This is a genomic window from Candidatus Didemnitutus sp. (assembly GCA_019634575.1).
Taxonomy (GTDB): domain Bacteria; phylum Verrucomicrobiota; class Verrucomicrobiia; order Opitutales; family Opitutaceae; genus Didemnitutus.
Genome location: JAHCAY010000001.1, coordinates 2,270,083 through 2,289,597 on the forward strand (window position 1 = coordinate 2,270,083; position 19,515 = coordinate 2,289,597).

The following is a 19,515-nucleotide window of genomic DNA, read 5'->3' on the forward strand; positions in this document are numbered from 1 at the left end:
CGGCCTCATGTCTTCTCCGAGCCAGCTCGACCAACTAAAGCAGTTCACCGTCGTGGTCGCCGACACCGGCGACTTCGCCAGCATGAAGCAATTCGCGCCGCGCGACGCGACGACGAACCCGAGCCTGATCCTGAAGGCCGCCGCCATGCCGGACTACGCCTGGATCGTCGACAAGGCGGTGAAGGACGCGCCCGCCGGGGCCGACCTCGGCGCAGTGATCGATGGATTGCTGGTGCTGTTCGGCGCGGAAATTTTGAAGATCGTTCCCGGACGTGTCTCGACGGAGGTCGACGCGCGTTTGTCGTTCGACACGGTCGCGACGGTCGCGAAGGCGCGTGAGATCATCGCGCGCTACGAGAAGGCGGGGCTCGGCCGCGAGCGCGTGCTGATCAAGATCGCGTCGACGTGGGAAGGCATCAAAGCCGCCGAGCAGCTGCAGAAGGAGAAAATCAACTGCAACCTCACGTTGCTCTTCTCGTTCGCGCAGGCCGTAGCGTGCGCCGAGGCGAAGGTGCAGCTCATCTCGCCGTTTGTCGGGCGCATCCTCGACTGGTATAAGAAATCCACCGGCAAGGACTACGCGCCCGCCGAGGACCCGGGCGTGAAGTCGGTCACAGAGATCTACAGCTACTACAAGAAATTCGGCTACGCGACGGAGGTTATGGGCGCGTCGTTCCGCAACACAGGTGAGATCGTCGAACTCGCCGGCTGCGACCTGCTGACGATCAGCCCGCAACTGCTCGGCGAACTCGCGAAGAACAACACCCCGATCTCGCGGAAGCTGGACCCGGCCGCCGCGAAGGCGGCGACACTCGCGAAGGTGACCTTCGACGAAAAAAGTTTCCGCTTCGCGCTGAACGAGGACGCGATGGCGACGGAGAAGACCGCCGAAGGCATCCGCCAATTTTCCGCCGACATCGTGAAGCTCGAGGAGCTGATCCGGAAAAAACAGAGCTGAGGGCGATATTGCAGAACCTAGCCGATCACCAGAACGGCGTTCAAGGTCCGCAAGAACGACATTGGGCGCGAAATCAGCGCCCGCTCTTCCTCGCTGGGCGGACTAAAGACTGTGAGACGCAGTGCTCGGGGCCGCTATTTGCCCGGTATGATTCTATGTTGGCCGACCGCGCAACCGTTTCACGCCGATATCGGTATTCATTGGACGCCCGTCAGGGAAATGCCGTCGCGCTCGATCGCCACCAGCAAGCCGACGAAGCGGCCGCCGAATGTCCGCGCCGTCACTCCATGCTTTGTGCATGAGCGACACGAGGCATAGGCGCGTTCTTTGGAAAAAGCGCGCACCGCTTGGCCAATAGCGAGTTGCCGCCCCCAAGAACTACTGCTCCGCTTGAGCCTATGATGAACGCAATCGTTCGCAGAGGAGCCGTCGCCTTTTTGCTATGCGCAGCCGCCTTGACGGCGGAATCCATCGAGCCGGTGAAACCCATACCGGTTGAAACTTTCTTTGCTGAACCGGATGTCAGCTCCATGCAGTTGTCTCCAGACGGCCACTACCTCGCGTTTCTGACGACGCTGGGCTGGGGCAAGGTCGGCATTGCGCTGATGGACCTTGAAAATCCCGGAAAGCCTCCCGAGGCCCTTGTCTCGGCCAAGGACGAGAACATCAAGCTATTCTTCTGGAAGGGCAGCGACTACATCGTCTACGGCGGCGATACCGGCGGCGACGAATCCTACGCCCTGCGCGCCATCGCCGTCGCCCCGCCCAAAAACGGAGGCAAGCGCGATGTGCGCGCGCTGACCGAATCCTACGCCCACACCAGGGGCATGGATGCCGCCGGCCTCTACGACGAGCTGCCCTACGATCCCGATCACTTTCTGATCAGCGGCATCCGCGAGGTGGGTTCCCACACTTGGGGTATCTTCAAACTGAATGTGCGCACCGGCCGACGCACGCCCATCACCAGCTACGAGCCCACGCCCAACGGCGCCGCCTCGAGTCAAGTTGCCGACAACAACGGCGTGCTGCGCGCCCGCATGATGTTTCTGGGCGACAAATTGATTTATGAAGTGCGAGCCGAGCCCACCAGCCGCTACGCCAAGATCGCCGAGTTCCCTGCCAACCGGGGCGACGCGCCGTGGGAGTTCCTCTTCTTCGCCGCCGACAACGAGACCCTCTACGTGCTCAGCACCGAGCACTCTGACACCAACACGCTCTACACCTACAACGTCCGCACCGGCCAATGGAGCGAGCCGCTGTTTCACTCCGATGAGGGCGACATCATCCGGGTGCACACCTCGCATGACCGCAGCAAACTCTACGGCGTCACCTACGAGACCGACAAGGCGCACGATAAATTCTTCGACGCCGACCGCGCCAAGCTTCAGCGCACGATCGACAACAGCCTGCCGCCCGGCATGGAGAACACCGTCGTCAGCTCCTCCGATGACGAGAAAACCCTCGTCATCGCCTCGCACAGCGACCTCGACGCCGGCACGTATTACGTGCTCGACCTGAAGCGTGGTCGCATGGCGCTGATCGGACGTGTGATGCGCGGTCTCGATCCCAAAGCCATGCGCCCGATGGAGCCGATCCAGTTCCAGGCCCGCGACGGACTCGCCATCCACGGCTACCTGACCCGCCCCGCCGGCGCGGAAAAAGGTCCGGTGCCGCTCATCATCAATCCCCACGGCGGTCCCTTCACCATCCGCGACAGTTGGGGTTTCAATCCCGAGGTGCAGTTCCTCGCCAATCGTGGTTATGCAGTGTTGCAGGTCAACTACCGCGGCTCAGGCGGCTATGGCGTGAAGTTCCTCCAAGCCGGCTACCACGAGTGGGGCGGCAAGATGCAGGACGACCTGACCGATGCGGTGAAGTGGGCGATCGCGCAGGGGATCACCACCGCCGACCAGGTCGCCATCTACGGTGCCAGCTACGGAGGCTACGCCACACTCGCCGGGCTGACGTTCACGCCCGAGCTCTACCGCTGCGGCATCAATTACGTCGGCGTCTCCGACCTGGGCATCCAGGTCGCCGACTACAAAATCTCGCCTTCGCCCTTCGACCAGCTTTTCGCCACCGAGCGGATGGGAGCCGACAGCACCTACCTGCACGACCGATCACCGGTGAATTTCATTCAGAACATCCGCGTGCCATTGCTCAATGCGTATGGCGAAAACGATCCGCGGGTAGACATCAGGCAGTGGAAGGTGCTCAAGGCGAAACTCGTCGCGCACAAAAAGCCTTACGAGATCATCATCCAAGAAAACGAGGGGCACGGCTTCCGCGACGAGCGCAATCGCATCGCCTTCTATAGCAAAGTAGGCGAATTCCTACAGAAGTGGCTCGCGCCCGCACAGCGACAGGTGCGTTGACGTGGCGTCGGACTGGCGACGGCCGACGGCACATCGAGAAGAACCACCCCGAGCGCCGAGATCTCATCCCATTTAGCGGCGAGGGCTTCCGCGCAGCCGATTCTCGCTTGGGCTGCCTGTAGCCACGCGATCCTATTTCGCCGTCAACAACTTCACCCGGACCTGTTTGTCGAGAGAAGGGAAATACATCCAGAAGCCGCCCAGTGCCGCAGGCCGGATCTGGACCTCCACGTTCTCCTGGGGTCGCACAAAATAGCGCTCGTCGCTATTAGTGATCTGCCAGCGTTGTCCGTTGGCGAGCGGGAAGACCGTTTTGCCATCCCACCCCTCGAAGGCACCCTGGATCGTCGAGCGAATCTCCGCATATTCGATCTTGGTGCCCGGCACGAGGAGCACCTTGGCTTTGGCGAGGAAGCCGCGGTCACTCGCCTTCGCCTCCGTAGCCTGAATCTTGGCCGCTTGGGCTTCCTCCTTCGCCACTCGCGCCTGCTGTTGGGCGACCTTCGCTTCGGCTTCTGCAGTTCGTTTGGCCTCGAGCGCGGCAGCCACCGATTTTTGCGCGGAGGTGACCTCCGCGCCCATGAAGATCCGCACCAGTTGGTCCAGCTTGCGACGTTCTTCCGGACTCAGGCGATCAAGACCGGCGGCTTTGAAGTCGGCCGGCAAAAGCGAGCGAGAAAAATCCGCTTCTTCGGCACGGACAAGAACGGCAACGGCCAGAAACAGGAGAGCGAAGAGGCTGCGCTTCATTCGAGGGATCGTGCGGGCCCGCGTTTGGCCAGCAATGCCAATTTGGGGATCGGATAGAGGCTATAAAAAAGCGCCCCTCGGTGAGGAGGGGCGCTTGCGAGCGAGAGTGCTAAGCTTGGATCAGAACTTGATCTTCAGGTCGGCGTAGAACACGCGGCCGAAGTAGCTGAACGCGCTGTTGTCGAACGGCGGGCTCGAGTAGTTCGGAGACAGCGGGGGAGTCTTGTCGGTGAAGTTATTGCAACCGACGTCGAAGGTCACGTTCTTCAGCAACGGGGAAACCTTGCTGAGATCGTAGCGGAATTGAATGTCGAACGTGTTGTAGGGACCGACATCGAGGCCGCTGCCACCGAAGGACGCGGGGTCAGCATCCACGGCGTTGATGCGCGTGTAGCCGAGCGTCGCACCATAGCCTTGGTAGGACCAGTCGATGGTGGTGTAGGCGCGGAACTTCGGCAGCGAACCATACAAGTCGTTGCCGGCGTATTCATCGTCGTTATTCAGGAAGGATTGGAGGAACGTCCAGTTGCTGTTAACGCGGAAGCGGCCGTATTGTTTCCAGGGCAGCAGGTAGGAGATATTCACGTCGAAGCCGTGCTGCGACTGGCTGCCGATGTTAGCAAGACCGGTCAACACGTAGATCTTATCCGGGTCGGGGTGGAGCTGACCAGGGGTGGTGATCGCAACGGCACCAGCTTGGCCCGGGAAGGCGTTGAGCGCGACATACTGGGCATACGGAGAAGCCGGACCGTATTGTTCGACGCTCTGGATGATCGTGAGACCGCTAGCCAGCGTGCCAACGAGGTCGGTCTGCTTGATGTTGAAGTAGTCGACCGTGATGTCGAGGCCCTTGGCCCACTTCGGCGAATAGACGAGGCCGACGGTGTAGGACTTGGCGTGCGAGGGCGTGAGGTTCGGATTCGAACCACCGCTCTGGTGACCTTGCAGGCCGATGAAGCCGCCGGTGGCGTTACCGCTGGTGTCGTAAGCGCGGATGGCGCTCAGAGAGCTCGTGAAGCCGGTGCTCTGCGGGCCGTAGAGGTTGTAGAGCGAGGCTTCGGAGAACGACTTACCGTAAGTCGCACGGAGGCGCAGTTGGTCGTCAATCGGAAGCCAAGCGATCGAAATCTTCGGCACAGTGGTGCTGTTGTTATCGCTGTAGGACTCGTGGCGGAGAGCGCCGTCGAGCGTAACGAGATGCAGGCCCGGGAGGTCCTTGACGACCGGGACCTTGAGTTCGACGAACTCGCTCTTAGCGGAGCGACCACCATCAAACGGCGCGAGTGAGGTGCCGTTGTTCCAAAGGCTGGTCGTGGCGCCAGGAGGAATCAGGGAATTCAGGTCGGCGGTGGCGAAGAGCGTCTCTTTGCGGAACTCCGCACCAGCAGCATACTGCAGCACACCAGCGGGCAAATCGATGATTTTGCCATTCACCAAGACGTTATAGCTATAGAAGCCGCTCTCGTAGTTGGCGATGGAGTTGCCGAAGATACCAGCTTTGGCAACGTTGGTCTTATTCTGATTATAGGCAAAGATATCGAAGAGACCACTGGTGATCGCGCTCTGCAGGGCAGAGTCGAGCACTTGGTTGTAGCCGATGGCGATCTGCTTCGAAATGGCGTAGGTCGCGGAGACGTTCCAGTTGAAGTAGTCGTTGACCTTGCCGTCGAAGCCGCCCGTCCAACGATAGGAGTCGCTCTTCGGGTTATAGATACGGTTCGACCCGCCAATGTAGCGATTGCGAACGGTGATGCCGGTGGTGTTGAGCGTCGTGACGCCTCGATTAATGAGGGTGGTGGTCGAGATGCTGACGGGCTGCGGATTCAGCTCATACCGTGTCTGCGTCTGAGCGTAGATGAAGTCGGTCGAGAAGGTGAGGTTATCCGAGATCGTGTGATTCGCGCTCATCGAAGCGATGCGCTTGTCGACCTTGCTGAGAATCGTGGAGCGATCAGCTTGCTCATAGGGTCCGGGAACCGCCACATACACGCCAGCAGCGACCATCTGCGCCAGCGTCTGGCCCTTGTTGGCATCAGGAATGGTGTTCAGCGAGGTGTTCAGGCGATAGTATTGGCCGGAAACCGGTCCGATCATACCAGGCAGCGTGGCCGTATTGATCGGAAGGTTGGAATAGGTCATGTCCTTGGCCCACAGCGGATCCTGCTGGGACCACTCCGCGGTGAAGAGGATGTTGGTCTTGTCCGTGCCAGTGCCGATAACCATACCGACTGACTTCTGGGTCCATTGACCGCCGTTGTCCTTCTTCGAGGTCGAGTAATGGGCACTGACTTCCGCGCCACGGTAATCCTTCTTGAGGATGATGTTCACGACGCCCGAAACGGCATCGGAACCATAAATGGCGGACGCGCCGTCGGTGAGGACTTCGATCCGATCCACTGCGGACAGCGGGATAAGATTCAAGTCCACGCCTGTGACACCGCCGCCGGCCGCACCGGCGTTGGCCGCCATGCGTTTGCCGTTGAAGAGCACCAGAGTGTCAACATTGCGCAGCGCCACGTTTGAAGCGCCGTTATTGCTGCCACCAGCGATGTTGGCGTTTTCCACGCCGAGGTTGTTCGCGCCCTGGATCTGCGGCACCGTTTTGCGGAGCACGTCCAAGACATTGGTATTCACACCGCTAACCTCGATCGCCGCGGCGTCGATGATCTGGATCGGCATGGCCTTCTGCTCGTCGAGCGTCGCCGGGATCGAAGATCCGGTGACGACAAATTTATCGAGCTTCACCGTGGGTTCTTTAGGGTCAGAAGCAGCGGCATCTTGCGCCACCGCGGTCGTTGCAAAGCCGACGCTCGAAATCAAGCCGAGCGCAGCCAGCAAATTCCTTACGGAACGTGCGTTCATAGTTCGTTCAGTTGTTGTGTTGTGTTGGTAGGGAGAATCGAGTGACTCGACTGTCTCTGAGACGTGTTAGAACAACTATGGCTCAACTGCGCAAACTGAATTTGCAGGGGGCGGATTGGTAGACTGGCCTACACTATTGCTTTGCGCGCTACGGCTTTTTCTCCGCGCACCTGCACACCCGTAGCCTACGCGTCGGGCGTGACACCGGCAGCCGCACGCTTCCCTTGAGCAGCACGCCCCATGACCGACCGGTTGACTTGGAGCACGCTCCGTCCGACCGTGGGCACCGTATGTTCGCGGTTTGGTCGCTGCTCGCGTCAGGCATCGATTACGCCGGCCTTTTCCCGCCGGCGAAGCTCGGCATGCCCGACACCGTCCAGCGCCACGCCGACTACCTGACCGGCCCGCACCGCGCCCTGCTCGGCGCCTTTGTCCTCAGCTTAGATCGACTCGCTGAATTCGAAACGGCCCATGCGTCCCTGGCCCCCGCCGCTCAAACCGGTTGGCGTCTCAACGTCCTCGCCAGCGCCGATCCCGCCGCCGACGCCGCGACCATCACCGCCTTCAACGCCCGCCACGCCGCGCGCATCGTCGCCGTCGAAACCAAAGCCGCCACGCCCGCCGAAGTCGCCCGCGTCGTCGCTCCCTTCGATTCCTCCCTCGACGTCTGGGTCGAGCTTCCTGCCACCGCCGCCGACCTGCCCGCTCTGATCAACGCCGTGCGCACCACCGGCCGCGGCGCCAAGCTCCGCACCGGCGGCGTCACCGCTAATGCCTTCCCCTCGCCCGCCGACGTCGCGCGCTTCCTCCGCGAATGCCATCGCGCCGGCGTCGTGATGAAAGCCACCGCCGGACTCCACCATCCGCTGCGCGGCGACTACGCACTCACCTACGAACCCGGCAGCCCGCGTGGTGCGATGTTCGGCTTCCTCAACATCCTCCTCGCCGCCGCTCTGATTCGCGCCGGCGGTTCCGACTCCGACACCCTCGCCCTGCTCGACGAGCGCGACGCGCACGCCTTCATCCTCGACGCCGAGACGATCACGTGGCGCGGATCCCGCTTCACCGCGCCACAACTCGCCGCGACCCGACAGGCGCTCTGCCGCTCGTTCGGATCGTGCTCCTTCACCGAACCGATCGCCGGCCTGCAAGCACTCTCCTGGTTATGAGCCTCAACTTCACGCACGACCCCGCCCGCCGCAGTTGGGTGGACTCGGCCAACCTCCCCGACGCGGACTTCCCGCTGCAAAACCTGCCCTACGGCGTTTTCCGCACCAGCGGCAACCCCACACGCCGCCTCGGCGCCGCCATCGGCGACCGCATCGTCGACCTCCACGCCGCCGCCTCCTCCGGATTGCTCCCCGACAGCGTCTCCGCCGCCTGCCAACAGCCGACGCTCAACGCCCTCATGGCCGCCGGCGCGCCAGCTTGGTCCGCCCTCCGCGCCCGCCTCAGCGAGTTGCTCGACGCCGCCAGCCCGGTCGCCGAACTGCGCACGCGCGTCGAAGCCTGCCTGGTCCCGCTGCGCAGTGCCACGCTCCTGCTCCCCGCCCAAATCGGCGACTACACCGATTTCTACGCCTCGATCCACCACGCGACCAACGTCGGATCGATGCTCCGGCCCGACAATCCGCTCCTGCCAAACTACAAGTGGGTCCCCATCGGCTACCACGGCCGCGGCTCCTCGATCATCGCCAGTGGCACCGCCATCCGCCGCCCGCACGGACAACTCAAACCCGCCGACGCGCCCGCGCCCGTCTTCGGACCTTGCCGGAATCTCGACTACGAACTCGAGATCGGCGCCTTCATCGGTCCCGGCAATATCCTCGGCGAACGCATCCCGCTCTCCGCCGCACCGCAACACCTCTTCGGCATCGCGCTCCTCAACGACTGGTCCGCCCGCGACATCCAGACGTGGGAATACCAACCGCTCGGGCCATTCCTCGCGAAAAACTTCGCCAGCAGTCTTTCGCCCTGGGTCGTCACCTTCGAAGCCCTCGCGCCGTTCCGCGTGCCCGCGATGGCGCGCCCCGCCAGCGACCCCGCGCCCCTGCCCTACCTCGTCGATCACCAGGACGCCGCGCTCGGCGGCCTCGACCTCACGCTCGAAGTCTGGCTCCTCACCGCCAAGATGCGCCTCGCCGGCGAAACGCCCCATCGCATCTCGCGCGGCAAATTCACCGAGATGTATTGGACGCTCGGCCAAATGCTCGCCCACCACACGAGCAACGGCTGCAACCTCTCACCCGGCGACTTGCTCGGCAGCGGCACCGTCTCCGGACCGACCCGCGATGCCCGCGGCTGCCTCCTCGAATACACCTGGCGCGGCACCGACCCGCTGCGCCTGCCCAACGGCGAGGAGCGCAAATTCCTCGCCGACGGCGACGAGATCATCATGCGCGGCTACGCCGAGCGCCCCGGCGCCCGCCGCATCGGCCTCGGTGAATGCCGCGGCATGATCATGCCCGCCGCCTGAGCGGAAACTCGCGCACTCGTCGCGCGTTTCGCCCCGCTGGACGGCACGGCGTCGTGCCGCGCCGCAACGGTGTCGCCTTCATCCGACACGCCCGCCACGCTGCGCGCATGAAACTTTTCCGCGCCCTCCTCGCCGCCCTCAGTCTCGCCACTCTCGCCTCCGCCGCCGTCGACCAGGCGAAACTGAAAGAGGAGCTCGCCGCGATGGAGGACCAATTCTGCGCCATGGCGAAGGAAAAGGGCATCCTCGCCGCGTTCCAGCACTTCGCCGCGCCGGACGTCGCCTTCATCGACACCGACCCGCGCCAGTTCCGCGGCCCCGCCGCCGTGCTCCAACGCATGGGGCAGGACAAGCCCGGCGTCTCACTGACTTGGTCGGCCTCGTTCACCGACGTCTCCGCCGACGGCACGCTCGGCTACAACTACGGCCGCTACGAATTTCGCGCTCCCGGCCCGGACGGCAAGGAGGTCGCGCACACCGGCTGGTTCCTCACTATCTGGAAACGCCAGCCCGACGGCACGTGGCGCTACGTGATGGATAACGGCGCGCCGGACCGCCCGGCCCCGGCACCGAAAAAGAACTGAGCAACGACCCGAACCACGTCGCCTTGCCGGCGTGGTAGGCAGCGACCTTGGTCGCGCCGGAGAGCCAAATGCGCGTGCGAGCACGCTGCCCACGGCGTGACTTGACTCCGGACCGACCCTCAGCTCGCGAGGCGCGCCTTGTATTTTTGCGCGAGCTCGAACGCCATCTCCGCGTCCCGCGCCACGACGGTGAAATGCCCCATCTTGCGCCCGATGCGCGGCTCTTCCTTGCCGTAAAGGTGCAAGCGCACGTTCGGCTGCGCGAGCAGCGCATCCCAATTCGGCTCGCCGACGCACTTGCCGGCCGCGTCCCACTTCCACGCGTCGCCGAGGACGTTCACCATCACGACCGGTGAGAGCAGCGTCACCGCACCGAGCGGCAACCCGCAGATCGCGCGCACCTGCTGCTCGAACTGCGAAGTCATGCACGCATCGATCGTGTAGTGGCCGCTGTTGTGCGTGCGCGGCGCGAGCTCGTTGATCAGCACGTCGCCGGACTTTGTGACGAAAAACTCCACCCCGAGCACGCCGACGAGATCGATCTTCTCGGCGACGAGCCGCGCCAATTTCTCGGCTTTCGCGAGCGCCTCGGCCGGCACGCGCGCCGGCACGATCGAAAAATCCAAAATGTGATTCGTGTGGATGTTTTCCGAAATCGGAAACACGCGCACCGCCGCGCTCGCCGAGCGCGCGACCACCGCCGACACCTCGCACGCGAAATCCACGAACTGCTCGATCACGACCGGCGATCCGGCGAATTTCTTCAGCGCCGCCGGCACGTCGGCGTCGCTCATCACCTTGAGCTGGCCCTTGCCGTCGTAGCCGAAATTCGCGGTCTTCACCACGCACGGCACGCCGACTTCGCGGATGCCGGCCGCCAGGTCTCCTCCGGCCGCCACTTCGGCGAAGTGCGCGTGCGGGAAACCGTGGTCGCGCAGCCAGCGCTTCTCGCGCGAACGGTTCTGCGTCGTCGCGAGCACGCTCCAATGCGGCCGCAGCTGCGTGAGCGACTCGATGTGCTTCAGCGGCGCGGATGGGACGTTCTCGAATTCGTAGGTGACGACATCGCACTCCCGCGCGAAAGCCGCGAGCGCCTCGAGATCCTCGTAGGGCGCGTTGACTTCCTTGTGCGCCACCGCGCCCGCCGGGCAATTCGCCTGCGGCTCGAAAACATGGATGCGGTAACCGAGCCGCGTCGCCGCGTGCGCAAGCATGCGGCCGAGCTGCCCGCCGCCGAGCACGCCGATGGTTTTTCCGGGAAGAAGAGGAGCTTTCGTCACAGAGGAAAACCCGAGAGACACAGAGAACACAGAGCCTTTCAATCCAATCCTCCGCGCCCTCTGTGTTTCTCCTTCTGCCTCTGTGTCAAAAACTCAGGGCAGCTTTGCCTTCAGCACTTTCTTGGTCTGCGCGGTGCGGAAATCATGCCACACGCGCTTTGTCTTCGCGTCGGACTGCGCGAGCAAGGAGGCGGCGAAGAGCGCGGCGTTGATCGCGCCGGCCTTGCCGACCGCGAACGTCGCCACCGGCACGCCGGCCGGCATCTGCGCGATGGAGAGGAGTGAATCGAGGCCCTTCAAAGTCTTCGACTCCACCGGCACGCCCAGCACCGGCAGCGTGGTGAGCGAGGCGGTCATGCCGGGCAAATGTGCCGCACCGCCCGCACCGGCGATGATGAGCTTCAGCCCGCGGCGCTCGGCGGATTCAGCGTAGCTGACCATGAGCTTCGGCGTGCGGTGCGCGCTGACGACGCGCTTCTCGAACGGCACGCCGAGCGCCTCGAGTTGCGCGGCCGCATGCTGCATCGTCTCCCAATCGGAGGTGCTGCCCATGATGATGCCGACAAGTGCTTTTGCCATGAAGCGCCTACCTATCGGCGGTCGCCGCGCCGCTGTCAGCCCAGAAATCTTCCTAAGTCACGCGCGCTCCGAGCAGCCGCGCCGGCAGGGTGAACAGCGCTTTCACGAGCGAAAACACCCCGCCGATCGCCGCGCCCGCCAGGCGGAACGGCAGCGCGATCAACCAGACGATCGGGGCCAGCACCAGTGCGAGCAACGCCAGCGGCCAGCAGAGCACCAACAGCACGCACCACACAAAGAAAGTGAGGATCGTCGTCATGGTGCGCGCCGTTTCATCGCTTCAAAGGAGCGACGTGCCCTTCGGCACGCGCACGATGGTCGTGCCCGCGACGCGGTCATGCCAGCTCTGCTTCTCCTCGTCGAAGGAGACCCAGATGAAGCCGAGGCACGCGGGGAAGAACGACAGGAACGCCGTCAGCGCGCGCACGATCGCGACGGCCCAGTCGATCGGGCGGTCGTCGAGACGCACGACCTTCAGTCGGCAGATGATGCCGCCGACCGTCGTGCCGCGCAGCTTCCACATCACGGCGTGATACGCCGCGATGCCGACGAACAGTGCGCCCGGTCCATGTTCCAGCGCACCAAAGATGCCGAGCGGAATCACGAGCATGACGAAGTCGATCAACGCTGCGCCGGCGCGTATCCACAGACCGGCGCGCGGCAGCGTGGCTGCCATCAACGGCGGCACGGCGCTCGCCGCGGTCGACGCGCCATAAACGGGCGGCACGACCTCGGGCGCCGGACCGGCGACCGGAGTCGCCGGCGGAGTCCAAACCGGAGCGCTCGCCGCGCCGAAGCCCGCACTCTGCGCCGGCATCGCAGGCGCAGGCGGGACAATGGCCGCAGGCGTCGCGCCGAAAGTGGTCTCGCCCGCCACGGGCGCGGTGAAGGCTGCCGCCGCGGCTGGCGCGGGCGCGACCGGCGCCGCCGGCTTCTTCTCGCGGCCAAACATCACGAGCACTGCGCAACCGAAGCCGAGGAACCACACGAGCAGCGTGAGGATGCCACCGAGCACCGGCACGAGGTAGAGCAGGATAAAGAGGATGCCACCGAGCAACACGGTGAATGCCGTATGAAAGCGACCACCCGTGAGCTTGCGGCCGACGAGGCCGTAGATCGCCGCCTTGCCGAACATCGCGGTGAGCAGGCACGCGACCGGCAGCACCAGCAGCGCAACCGGGATGCCGATGATCGTGATGCACAACAGCACGAACATCACCGGCAGCGCCAGGATCGACAGCATCGCGGCGAGGATGACGTAGAACGGCTCCTCGATCAGCTTGTCGCCGCACGCGGCGATTTTGTTCGGGAAAAGCACGCCGAGCAGCGCATAGAACGCCAGCGAGAACGCGGTGATGATCCACAGCCAGCCGAGATGCGCGCCGAAGGCGAGCGGGCGGCCGACGCGCAACGCGCGGTCCCACCAACTGATGAGCGAAGCCGGCCGAATGTTCGGCCCGATCGACTGCACCTCGACACTGCCGCGCACGATCGCGCCAGGGTCGCGCTGGATCTCGCCCATCACGCAGGTGAGATTGCCATCGACGACGGCCTTCGGACCGAGCGTGAGGTTGCCGAGGACGGCGACGGCGTTGCCGTGCACGCGCCCGTTGATCGTGTTATCGCCCAGGACAGCGACGGCGTCGTTCATGACCTCACCATCGACGGTGAGATTGCCCATCACTGCCACGGCGTCGTGGGGAACGACCGTGGCGGCGGCGACCACATTGTCGTCACCCACCATGACGCGGTCGCCGGCGTTCGACGTGCGGGTGCGCTTCGCGCGTTTGATTTCGGAAACCTGCTTCTGCACCTCGCGCACCGCGGCGCGGGCTTCCTCGCGGGCGCGCTCGGCGGCGGCCCGGGCTTCGTTACGGGCCTTTTCCGAGCCGGCCCGCGCCTTCTTCACGGCCTTGTCGGCGTCGGCGAGCGCGCGTTCGGCCTGAGCACGGGCTGTCTCGGCGGCTTCGAGGGCGGCCTGAGCTGCCTTGTCCTCGTCGGAAGGCGCGGCGACCTCTTCCATCGGCACCGCGGGCTGTTCGCCGGGAGCGGTCGTTTCGCTCGGGACGGCGGCGGCTGGGGGCGGGGTCGGCTCAGCAGATAGCTCAGCGGCCGGCGCCTGCTCAGTGGGTGCGGGCGACGGGGTTTGCTTGTCCGGTGACGCCGGAGGGTCGTCCGCACGGAGCAGCGCGCCCGCGGCGAAAAACGCCAGCAGCGGCAGCAGCCACGCGAGGGTCTTGAAACGCACAATCTTCATGAATGAGTCCGGTAAAGGGTTCGGTAGGCGACGGCGCCGAGGCCGAAGAAACTCGCGTAGAGCATCGCGACCACCGCGATGCCACCATAGAGCCACGGGGCAGGAATGCCGCCAAGCACGCGGCCGGCGAATTCGACCATCCAGGTGCCGAGCGCCACGATGGAGGAGAGGAACTGCACGCGCTCGCCGACTTCCTGCGTGATCACGCCGGCTTGCGGCGCGCGGCCGACGAGCGTGAGCCCATAGACGGCGGCGACGACGAGGCCGGTCGACGCGGTGGCGAAGGCGGCCTTCACGCCGGCCGGCCAGTAGCTCCAGCTCTTGTGCCACCAGGCGACCTGGCTGCGCTGCTCGATCGCGGCCATCACGCGGGCCTCGAGGGTGCGCGGGGCGCGGCGCGGCGGGAGCGCACGGAGTTCGGCGTGGACGAGTTGTTCGAGTTGCGCAGACGAGAACGCCGCCTGTGGCGCGGAGGCGGTCTGCGCGTGGCGCGCGGCGAGTTTGGCTTCGAAGCGCGCGGCAAAGTCGGCGGGCGCCTTGCGCGCCGGGAGGGCGCGGAGCTCGCGGTGGATGAACTGCTCGAGTTCGTCAGGATTCATTTTCTCGGGATTCATGACGAGGGCTCAGGGTTGGAAGGTTTCGTGGGCCGCGACCCGGCGGACGAGGATCTTCGCCAGCGCCTCGCGGGCGCGGAGGATGTCGGTTTTGACCTTGGAGAGGGAGACGCCGAGTTTCTTGGCGATGTCCTCGTAAGGCATGTCTTCGAAATGGAAAAGGATCAGCGGCACGCGCTGGTGATCGGGGAGTTTGGCGAGGGCCTGCTCGATGTATTCGCGACGCTCGGCAGAATCGACACCGACGAAGAACGTGTCGGGCGCGGCAAACTCGACCTCCTTCTCGTCGCCCTCGTCGTTGCGGTGGACGAGGTCGGAGAAGAAGCTCCAGCGCTTCTTGTAGCGCTGGATGTGGTTGATCGACATGTTCGTCGCCACCGTCTTCAGCCAGCCGCCCGCTGTGGGGCTGCCTGCGAGCTTTTCCCAATGCTCGTGCGCTTTGATGAATACCTCCTGTGCGATATCCTCCGCTTGCGTCTCATTTCCGATGAGGCGCACGGCAGTAGAATAAACCATGTCTTGGTAGTTTCGCATGAAGGTGGTGAAGTCGGTCGGGACCGTCATCCCGTCTGAGTTCGTTTGCACTGGAGTTCCGTCGTGCATCAGAACACCTCCGCGAGCGTCGAAGTTGCAGAAAGTTTGGCCGGCAAAATCGGCTGAAAATCAGCGACTTGAGCCAGCAGCGAGCGACCCGATGCTAGACCGCGGCACGGCCGTCCGCCGGTGGAAATGACTCGGGAATCACCCACGGGCAGTCCTCCGGGTCGCAGCCGCCGGTCGGGCGACGGACGGCTTGCTATCGATGAGCCACTTCGCGGCGGCGATGGCGTGCACCTCTGTGCTGTCGAGAATCGGTTCGCTGAAGTCGTCGGGCTTGAGCAACAGGCCGAGCTCCGACGAGCCGAGCACGATGGCCTGCGCGCCTTGGGCGCGGAGCTCGCCGGCGAGCCGCAGGAGCGTATCGCGCGAGGACTCGCGGACGATGCCGCGACAGACTTCGCCGTAGATGATGCGGTCGATCTCGGCGAAATCGCGCTCGTGCGGCAGGAACACGGCGATCGGCTTCCGCGGGCGGCCGGGCTCGGGTTTGTCCTTCGGACGTTCGAGCAGGAAATCGTGCTCCAGCGTGAAGCGTGTGCCGAGCAACCCCACGCGGGTGACGCGCGCGCCGCGCAACTCCTTCAGCACGGCGTCGCCGAGGTGGAGCAACGGGATGTCGACCGCCGCCTCCACGTGCTCCGCGACGTAGTGCATGAGATTAGAGCAGATCAGCACACCGGCCGCGCCGCCTGCTTCGAGCCTGCGCGCCGCCTCCGCGAGGATCGCGCCGGCATCGTTCCAACGGTTTTCCTTCACCAGCGTGTCGAGCGCCTGAAACTCGAGGCTGTCGATCAGCAACCGCGCGGTGTAGAGGCTGCCGAAGCGGCTGCGCACCGTCTCGTTGATGAGCCGGTAGTAGAGGGCGGTGGATTCCCAGCCGATCCCGCCGATGAGGCCGAGGCAGTTCATGCGAGTGCGTGCGGACGCGTAGCCATCAAGTATCCGCCCATCCGATGCCGCGCGCGCCGCGATGGCAAGCGGCGAGAAGAAATCGATTTTCCTGCAATTAGAACCCGTGAACGCGCGCTTTTTAGGCCGCGGCCCGATTGCGACACCGGCGCCGAGGCGGACTATGGCGGCAACGCTTTCCCGCCATGGCTCAATTCCTGACCCCCGATCCGAAAATCGAAGCCGCCGTTCGCGCCAAGGGCGAACAGCTCTTTGCCCTCATGGACAAGCAGCCGCCGCCGGCGCTGTTCTCGAAGAAGGGCGCCTACGCCCGCCTCATGGACTGGTCGATGAAGGACCCGGCGTTCAAGACGCAGCTCTTCCGCTTCGTGGACGTCCTCCCTTCGCTCAACTCCTCCGGCGAAATCGTCCGCCACCTCCAGGAATATCTCGGCGACAAAGCCGTCGAGCTGAACCCCGCGCTGAAGGCCGGCCTCGCCGCTTCGTCGTTCGCCCCCGCGCTCGTCGCCGGCCCAGTGAAGGCGCAGATCGTCGACATGGCCGGGCAATTCGTCGCCGGCGAGACGGGCGAAGACCTGCTCAAGCAGATCAAAAAGAACATCAAGCTCGGCATCGCCACGACCATCGACCTCCTCGGCGAAGCCGTCGTGAGCGAAGAAGAGGCCGACGTGTTCCTGAAGCGCAACCTCGAGATCCTCGACTCCGTTTCGAAATTCTACGCGAAGGAGCCCGAGCCGTGCTTCTCCGATCTCGGCCCCGACAACAAGCCGCTCCCGCGCCTCAATCTCTCGGTCAAGATCTCCGCGCTTACGCCCGACGTCCACCCGGCCGACCCGGAAAACTCGATCAAAGCGCTCAAGCATCGCCTCCGCCCGATTCTCCGCCGCGCCATCGAAGTCGGCGCGCTCGTGAACTTCGACATGGAGAGCTACAAGCTGAAGGACCTCACGCTCGCGCTCTTCAAATCCATCTTCGAGGAACCCGAGTTCTCCCAGAAACCCGCCATTGGCATCGCGATGCAGGTCTACCTGCGCGACGCCGAGCCGGACATCCGCGACATCGTCGCCTGGGCGCGCAAACACAACCGCCCGCTCAACATCCGTCTCGTGAAAGGCGCGTATTGGGACGCCGAAACCGTCCTCGCCCAGCAGCGCGAGTGGCCGATCCCCGTCTGGCAAAAAAAGCCGGAGTCCGACGCGAACTACGAGAAGATGACCGTCTTCCTCCTCGAGAACGCCGACATCATCACGCCGAACTTCGCTTCGCACAACGTCCGCACCGTCTCGCACGCCATCGTGCAAGCCGAGCGCCTCGGCGTGCACCCGAAGCACTACGAATTCCAAGCGCTCTACGGCATGGCCGACGAGTTGAAGGCCGCGCTGCTCCAGATGGGCCACCGCGTCCGCGAATACAGCGCCATCGGAGAGCTCCTCCCGGGCATGGCGTATCTCGTGCGCCGCCTCCTCGAAAACACCTCGAACGAAGGCTTCCTCCGCATCAAGAACATGGGCGAAGCCTCGAAGGAGCAGCTCCTCGGCAATCCGGTCAACGCCCTCGCCGCCGCCACCGAACCGCTCGCGCGCAAGCCGCGCCCGGCCGGCGCATTCGTCAACGCCGCCAACACCGACTACACCATCGCCGCCAATCGCGAGAAGCAGCGCGCCGCGCTGAAACAGTTCGAAGCGACCCAGCTCGGCAAGAAGTGGCCCGTGATCATCAACGGCAAGAAGGTCACCGACCGCCCATTCCTCCCGTCCGTCAACCCCGCGCGTCCCGCGCAAGTCGTCGGTTACTGGGCGAAGGGCACGGTGCAGGACGCCGAGGACGCCGTCGCAGCCTCCGTCGCGTTCTTCCCGAAGTGGCGCGCCACGCCGGTCGACGATCGCGCCAAGATGCTTGAGCGCGCCGCCGACCTCATGGAGTCGCGCCGCATGGAGATTAATTCGCTCCTCATCCTCGAAGGCGCGAAGCCGTGGGTCGAAGCCGATGCCGACACCTCGGAGGCGATCGACTTCCTGCGCTTCTACGCCGTCGAGATGCGCCGCATGGCCAAGCCCGTCGTCACGCAGCGCGTGCCCGGTGAACACTGCGTGCAGCAGTGGACGCCGCGCGGCGTCGGCGTGTCCGTCGCGCCGTGGAATTTCCCGCTCGCGATCCTCACCGGCCTCACGGTCGCTCCGCTCGTCGCCGGCAATTGCATGATCATCAAACCGGCGCGCCAGACGTCGATCATCGGCGCGTTCCTGATGGACATCCTCACGCAGGCCGGTGTGCCCGCGGGCGCGTTGCACTACCTCCCCTGCTCCGGCGCCGACGCTGGCGCGCATCTCGTCGCGCACCCGAAGATCGACTTCATCGCCTTCACCGGCTCGCGCGAAGTCGGCCTTGGCATTTACGAGGAGGCGGGCAAGACGCGCCCCGGCCAGCGCAACCTCAAGAAGGTCGTCTGCGAGATGGGCGGCAAGAACGCCATGATCATCGACAACGACGCCGACATCGACGAGGCGATCCCCGCGTGCCTCTACAGCGCGTTCGGCTTCGCCGGCCAGAAGTGCTCCGCGCTCTCGCGCCTCATCGTGCTCGAAGGCGTCTACGACAAATTCGTCGAGCGCTTCCTCTCCGCGTGCCCGACCTTCCCCGTCGGCGATCCGTCACTCCCCGGCACCATCGTCAATCCGGTCATCGACGAAGCCGCGCAGAAATCGATCCTCGGCTACATCGAGGCCGGCAAGAAGGAGTCGAAGCTCGCCTGGCAAGCCACACTCACGCCCGAGCAGATCGCGAGCGGCGGCTACTTTGTGCCGCCGACGGTGTTCACCGGCTGCAAGCCCGACCACAAGATCGTCCGCGAGGAGATCTTCGGACCGGTCGTCGCGATCCTGAAGGCGAAGGATCTCGACGAGGCCTTCGCGATGGCGAACGACAACGACTACGCACTCACCGGCGGCTTCTTCTCGCGCAGCCCGCGCGCGATCGAGCGCGCCCGCGAGGAGTTCCTCGTCGGCAATCTCTACATCAACCGCGGCAACACCGGAGCCATCGTGGAGCGCCATCCGTTCGGCGGCTTCAAGATGTCCGGCGGCGGCACCAAGGCCGGCGGCCGCGAGTATTTGGAAAACTTCCTCTTCCCGCGTCTCATCGCGGAAAACGTTCTCCGCCGTGGCTTCACCCCGCCCGAGGAGAACGAGTAAGCAAACCCCCAGCCCGAAAGGGCGACAATACCAAGCACACGCCATTGCTGGCTGTTACCCACCCAAGAAACTGGCGCGCC

At 64.5% G+C, this 19,515-nt stretch carries 16 protein-coding genes; 6 read left to right on the forward strand and 10 right to left on the reverse strand.

Features of this window, described 5'->3' with window-relative positions; all coding sequences use genetic code 11:
- Positions 1-7 precede the first annotated feature (7 nt).
- On the forward strand, positions 8-958 hold the full coding sequence (tal, locus tag KF715_09705; protein MBX3736952.1) for a transaldolase: 951 nt from the start codon (positions 8-10) through the stop codon (positions 956-958).
- A gap of 280 nt (positions 959-1,238) precedes the next feature.
- Here the strand turns inward: tal and KF715_09710 are convergent, their stop codons facing one another.
- On the reverse strand, positions 1,239-1,490 hold the full coding sequence (locus KF715_09710; GenBank protein ID MBX3736953.1) for a hypothetical protein: 252 nt from the start codon (positions 1,488-1,490) through the stop codon (positions 1,239-1,241).
- Here KF715_09710 and KF715_09715 point away from each other — a divergent pair.
- Positions 1,489-3,333: a S9 family peptidase gene (locus KF715_09715; protein MBX3736954.1), complete on the forward strand. Its 1,845-nt coding sequence runs from the start codon at positions 1,489-1,491 to the stop codon at positions 3,331-3,333. The genes KF715_09710 and KF715_09715 overlap by 2 nt on opposite strands.
- Before the next feature lie 132 nt (positions 3,334-3,465).
- On the opposite strand, the gene KF715_09720 is transcribed toward KF715_09715, so the two are convergent.
- Both KF715_09720 and KF715_09725 read right to left on the reverse strand, forming a co-directional pair.
- Positions 3,466-4,083, reverse strand: a complete 618-nt coding sequence (locus tag KF715_09720; protein ID MBX3736955.1) for a hypothetical protein — start codon at positions 4,081-4,083, stop codon at positions 3,466-3,468.
- 120 nt (positions 4,084-4,203) lie between these two features.
- Complete coding sequence (locus KF715_09725; GenBank protein ID MBX3736956.1) at positions 4,204-6,828, reverse strand: TonB-dependent receptor; 2,625 nt, start codon at positions 6,826-6,828, stop codon at positions 4,204-4,206.
- A gap of 407 nt (positions 6,829-7,235) precedes the next feature.
- Here KF715_09725 and KF715_09730 point away from each other — a divergent pair, with 407 nt between their 5' ends.
- The 3 genes from KF715_09730 to KF715_09740 all read left to right on the forward strand — a co-directional run bounded on the left by KF715_09730 (position 7,236) and on the right by KF715_09740 (position 10,005).
- Entirely contained in the window at positions 7,236-8,114 is an 879-nt protein-coding gene (locus tag KF715_09730; GenBank protein ID MBX3736957.1) for a hypothetical protein, read from the forward strand.
- Positions 8,111-9,421 (forward strand): fumarylacetoacetase, encoded by a 1,311-nt coding sequence (gene fahA / locus KF715_09735; protein MBX3736958.1) that lies wholly within the window; start codon positions 8,111-8,113, stop codon positions 9,419-9,421. Before KF715_09730 ends, fahA begins: the two co-directional genes overlap by 4 nt.
- Positions 9,422-9,528: 107 nt before the next feature.
- A complete protein-coding gene (locus KF715_09740; protein ID MBX3736959.1) occupies positions 9,529-10,005 on the forward strand; it encodes a nuclear transport factor 2 family protein in 477 nt (158 codons plus the stop codon).
- Between the two features lie 119 nt (positions 10,006-10,124).
- Here the strand turns inward: KF715_09740 and KF715_09745 are convergent, their stop codons facing one another.
- From KF715_09745 to KF715_09775, 7 genes are all read right to left on the reverse strand, one after another.
- Positions 10,125-11,285: a 5-(carboxyamino)imidazole ribonucleotide synthase gene (locus tag KF715_09745; GenBank protein MBX3736960.1), complete on the reverse strand. Its 1,161-nt coding sequence runs from the start codon at positions 11,283-11,285 to the stop codon at positions 10,125-10,127.
- A 93-nt stretch (positions 11,286-11,378) separates the two neighbouring features.
- Positions 11,379-11,864: a 5-(carboxyamino)imidazole ribonucleotide mutase gene (gene purE / locus KF715_09750; GenBank protein MBX3736961.1), complete on the reverse strand. Its 486-nt coding sequence runs from the start codon at positions 11,862-11,864 to the stop codon at positions 11,379-11,381.
- 52 nt (positions 11,865-11,916) lie between these two features.
- Entirely contained in the window at positions 11,917-12,123 is a 207-nt protein-coding gene (locus KF715_09755; GenBank protein ID MBX3736962.1) for a hypothetical protein, read from the reverse strand.
- Positions 12,124-12,144: 21 nt separating this feature from the next.
- Positions 12,145-14,121 carry an RDD family protein gene (locus KF715_09760; protein ID MBX3736963.1) on the reverse strand — a complete coding sequence of 659 codons (1,977 nt, stop codon included), beginning with the start codon at positions 14,119-14,121 and terminating at the stop codon, positions 12,145-12,147.
- Positions 14,118-14,735: a hypothetical protein gene (locus KF715_09765; GenBank protein ID MBX3736964.1), complete on the reverse strand. Its 618-nt coding sequence runs from the start codon at positions 14,733-14,735 to the stop codon at positions 14,118-14,120. Before KF715_09765 ends, KF715_09760 begins: the two co-directional genes overlap by 4 nt.
- A 9-nt stretch (positions 14,736-14,744) precedes the next feature.
- On the reverse strand, positions 14,745-15,299 hold the full coding sequence (locus KF715_09770) for a sigma-70 family RNA polymerase sigma factor (protein MBX3736965.1): 555 nt from the start codon (positions 15,297-15,299) through the stop codon (positions 14,745-14,747).
- 177 nt (positions 15,300-15,476) lie between these two features.
- Positions 15,477-16,244 carry an amino acid racemase gene (locus KF715_09775; protein MBX3736966.1) on the reverse strand — a complete coding sequence of 256 codons (768 nt, stop codon included), beginning with the start codon at positions 16,242-16,244 and terminating at the stop codon, positions 15,477-15,479.
- A gap of 185 nt (positions 16,245-16,429) precedes the next feature.
- Between KF715_09775 and KF715_09780 the strand changes: the two genes are divergently transcribed.
- Positions 16,430-19,435 (forward strand): proline dehydrogenase family protein, encoded by a 3,006-nt coding sequence (locus tag KF715_09780; protein MBX3736967.1) that lies wholly within the window; start codon positions 16,430-16,432, stop codon positions 19,433-19,435.
- Positions 19,436-19,515: the final 80 nt, after the last annotated feature.

Coding starts and splice junctions, on each gene's coding strand:
- KF715_09755 (MBX3736962.1), bottom strand. CDS start 12,123: ATGACGACGATCCTCACTTTCTTTGTGTGGTGCGTGCTGTTGGTGCTC.
- KF715_09780 (MBX3736967.1), top strand. CDS start 16,430: ATGGCTCAATTCCTGACCCCCGATCCGAAAATCGAAGCCGCCGTTCGC.
- KF715_09770 (MBX3736965.1), bottom strand. CDS start 15,299: ATGACGGTCCCGACCGACTTCACCACCTTCATGCGAAACTACCAAGAC.
- purE (MBX3736961.1), bottom strand. CDS start 11,864: ATGGCAAAAGCACTTGTCGGCATCATCATGGGCAGCACCTCCGATTGG.
- KF715_09765 (MBX3736964.1), bottom strand. CDS start 14,735: ATGAATCCCGAGAAAATGAATCCTGACGAACTCGAGCAGTTCATCCAC.
- KF715_09730 (MBX3736957.1), top strand. CDS start 7,236: ATGTTCGCGGTTTGGTCGCTGCTCGCGTCAGGCATCGATTACGCCGGC.
- tal (MBX3736952.1), top strand. CDS start 8: ATGTCTTCTCCGAGCCAGCTCGACCAACTAAAGCAGTTCACCGTCGTG.
- KF715_09760 (MBX3736963.1), bottom strand. CDS start 14,121: ATGAAGATTGTGCGTTTCAAGACCCTCGCGTGGCTGCTGCCGCTGCTG.
- KF715_09775 (MBX3736966.1), bottom strand. CDS start 16,244: ATGAACTGCCTCGGCCTCATCGGCGGGATCGGCTGGGAATCCACCGCC.
- KF715_09740 (MBX3736959.1), top strand. CDS start 9,529: ATGAAACTTTTCCGCGCCCTCCTCGCCGCCCTCAGTCTCGCCACTCTC.
- fahA (MBX3736958.1), top strand. CDS start 8,111: ATGAGCCTCAACTTCACGCACGACCCCGCCCGCCGCAGTTGGGTGGAC.
- KF715_09720 (MBX3736955.1), bottom strand. CDS start 4,083: ATGAAGCGCAGCCTCTTCGCTCTCCTGTTTCTGGCCGTTGCCGTTCTT.
- KF715_09710 (MBX3736953.1), bottom strand. CDS start 1,490: ATGGAGCTGACATCCGGTTCAGCAAAGAAAGTTTCAACCGGTATGGGT.
- KF715_09715 (MBX3736954.1), top strand. CDS start 1,489: ATGCAGTTGTCTCCAGACGGCCACTACCTCGCGTTTCTGACGACGCTG.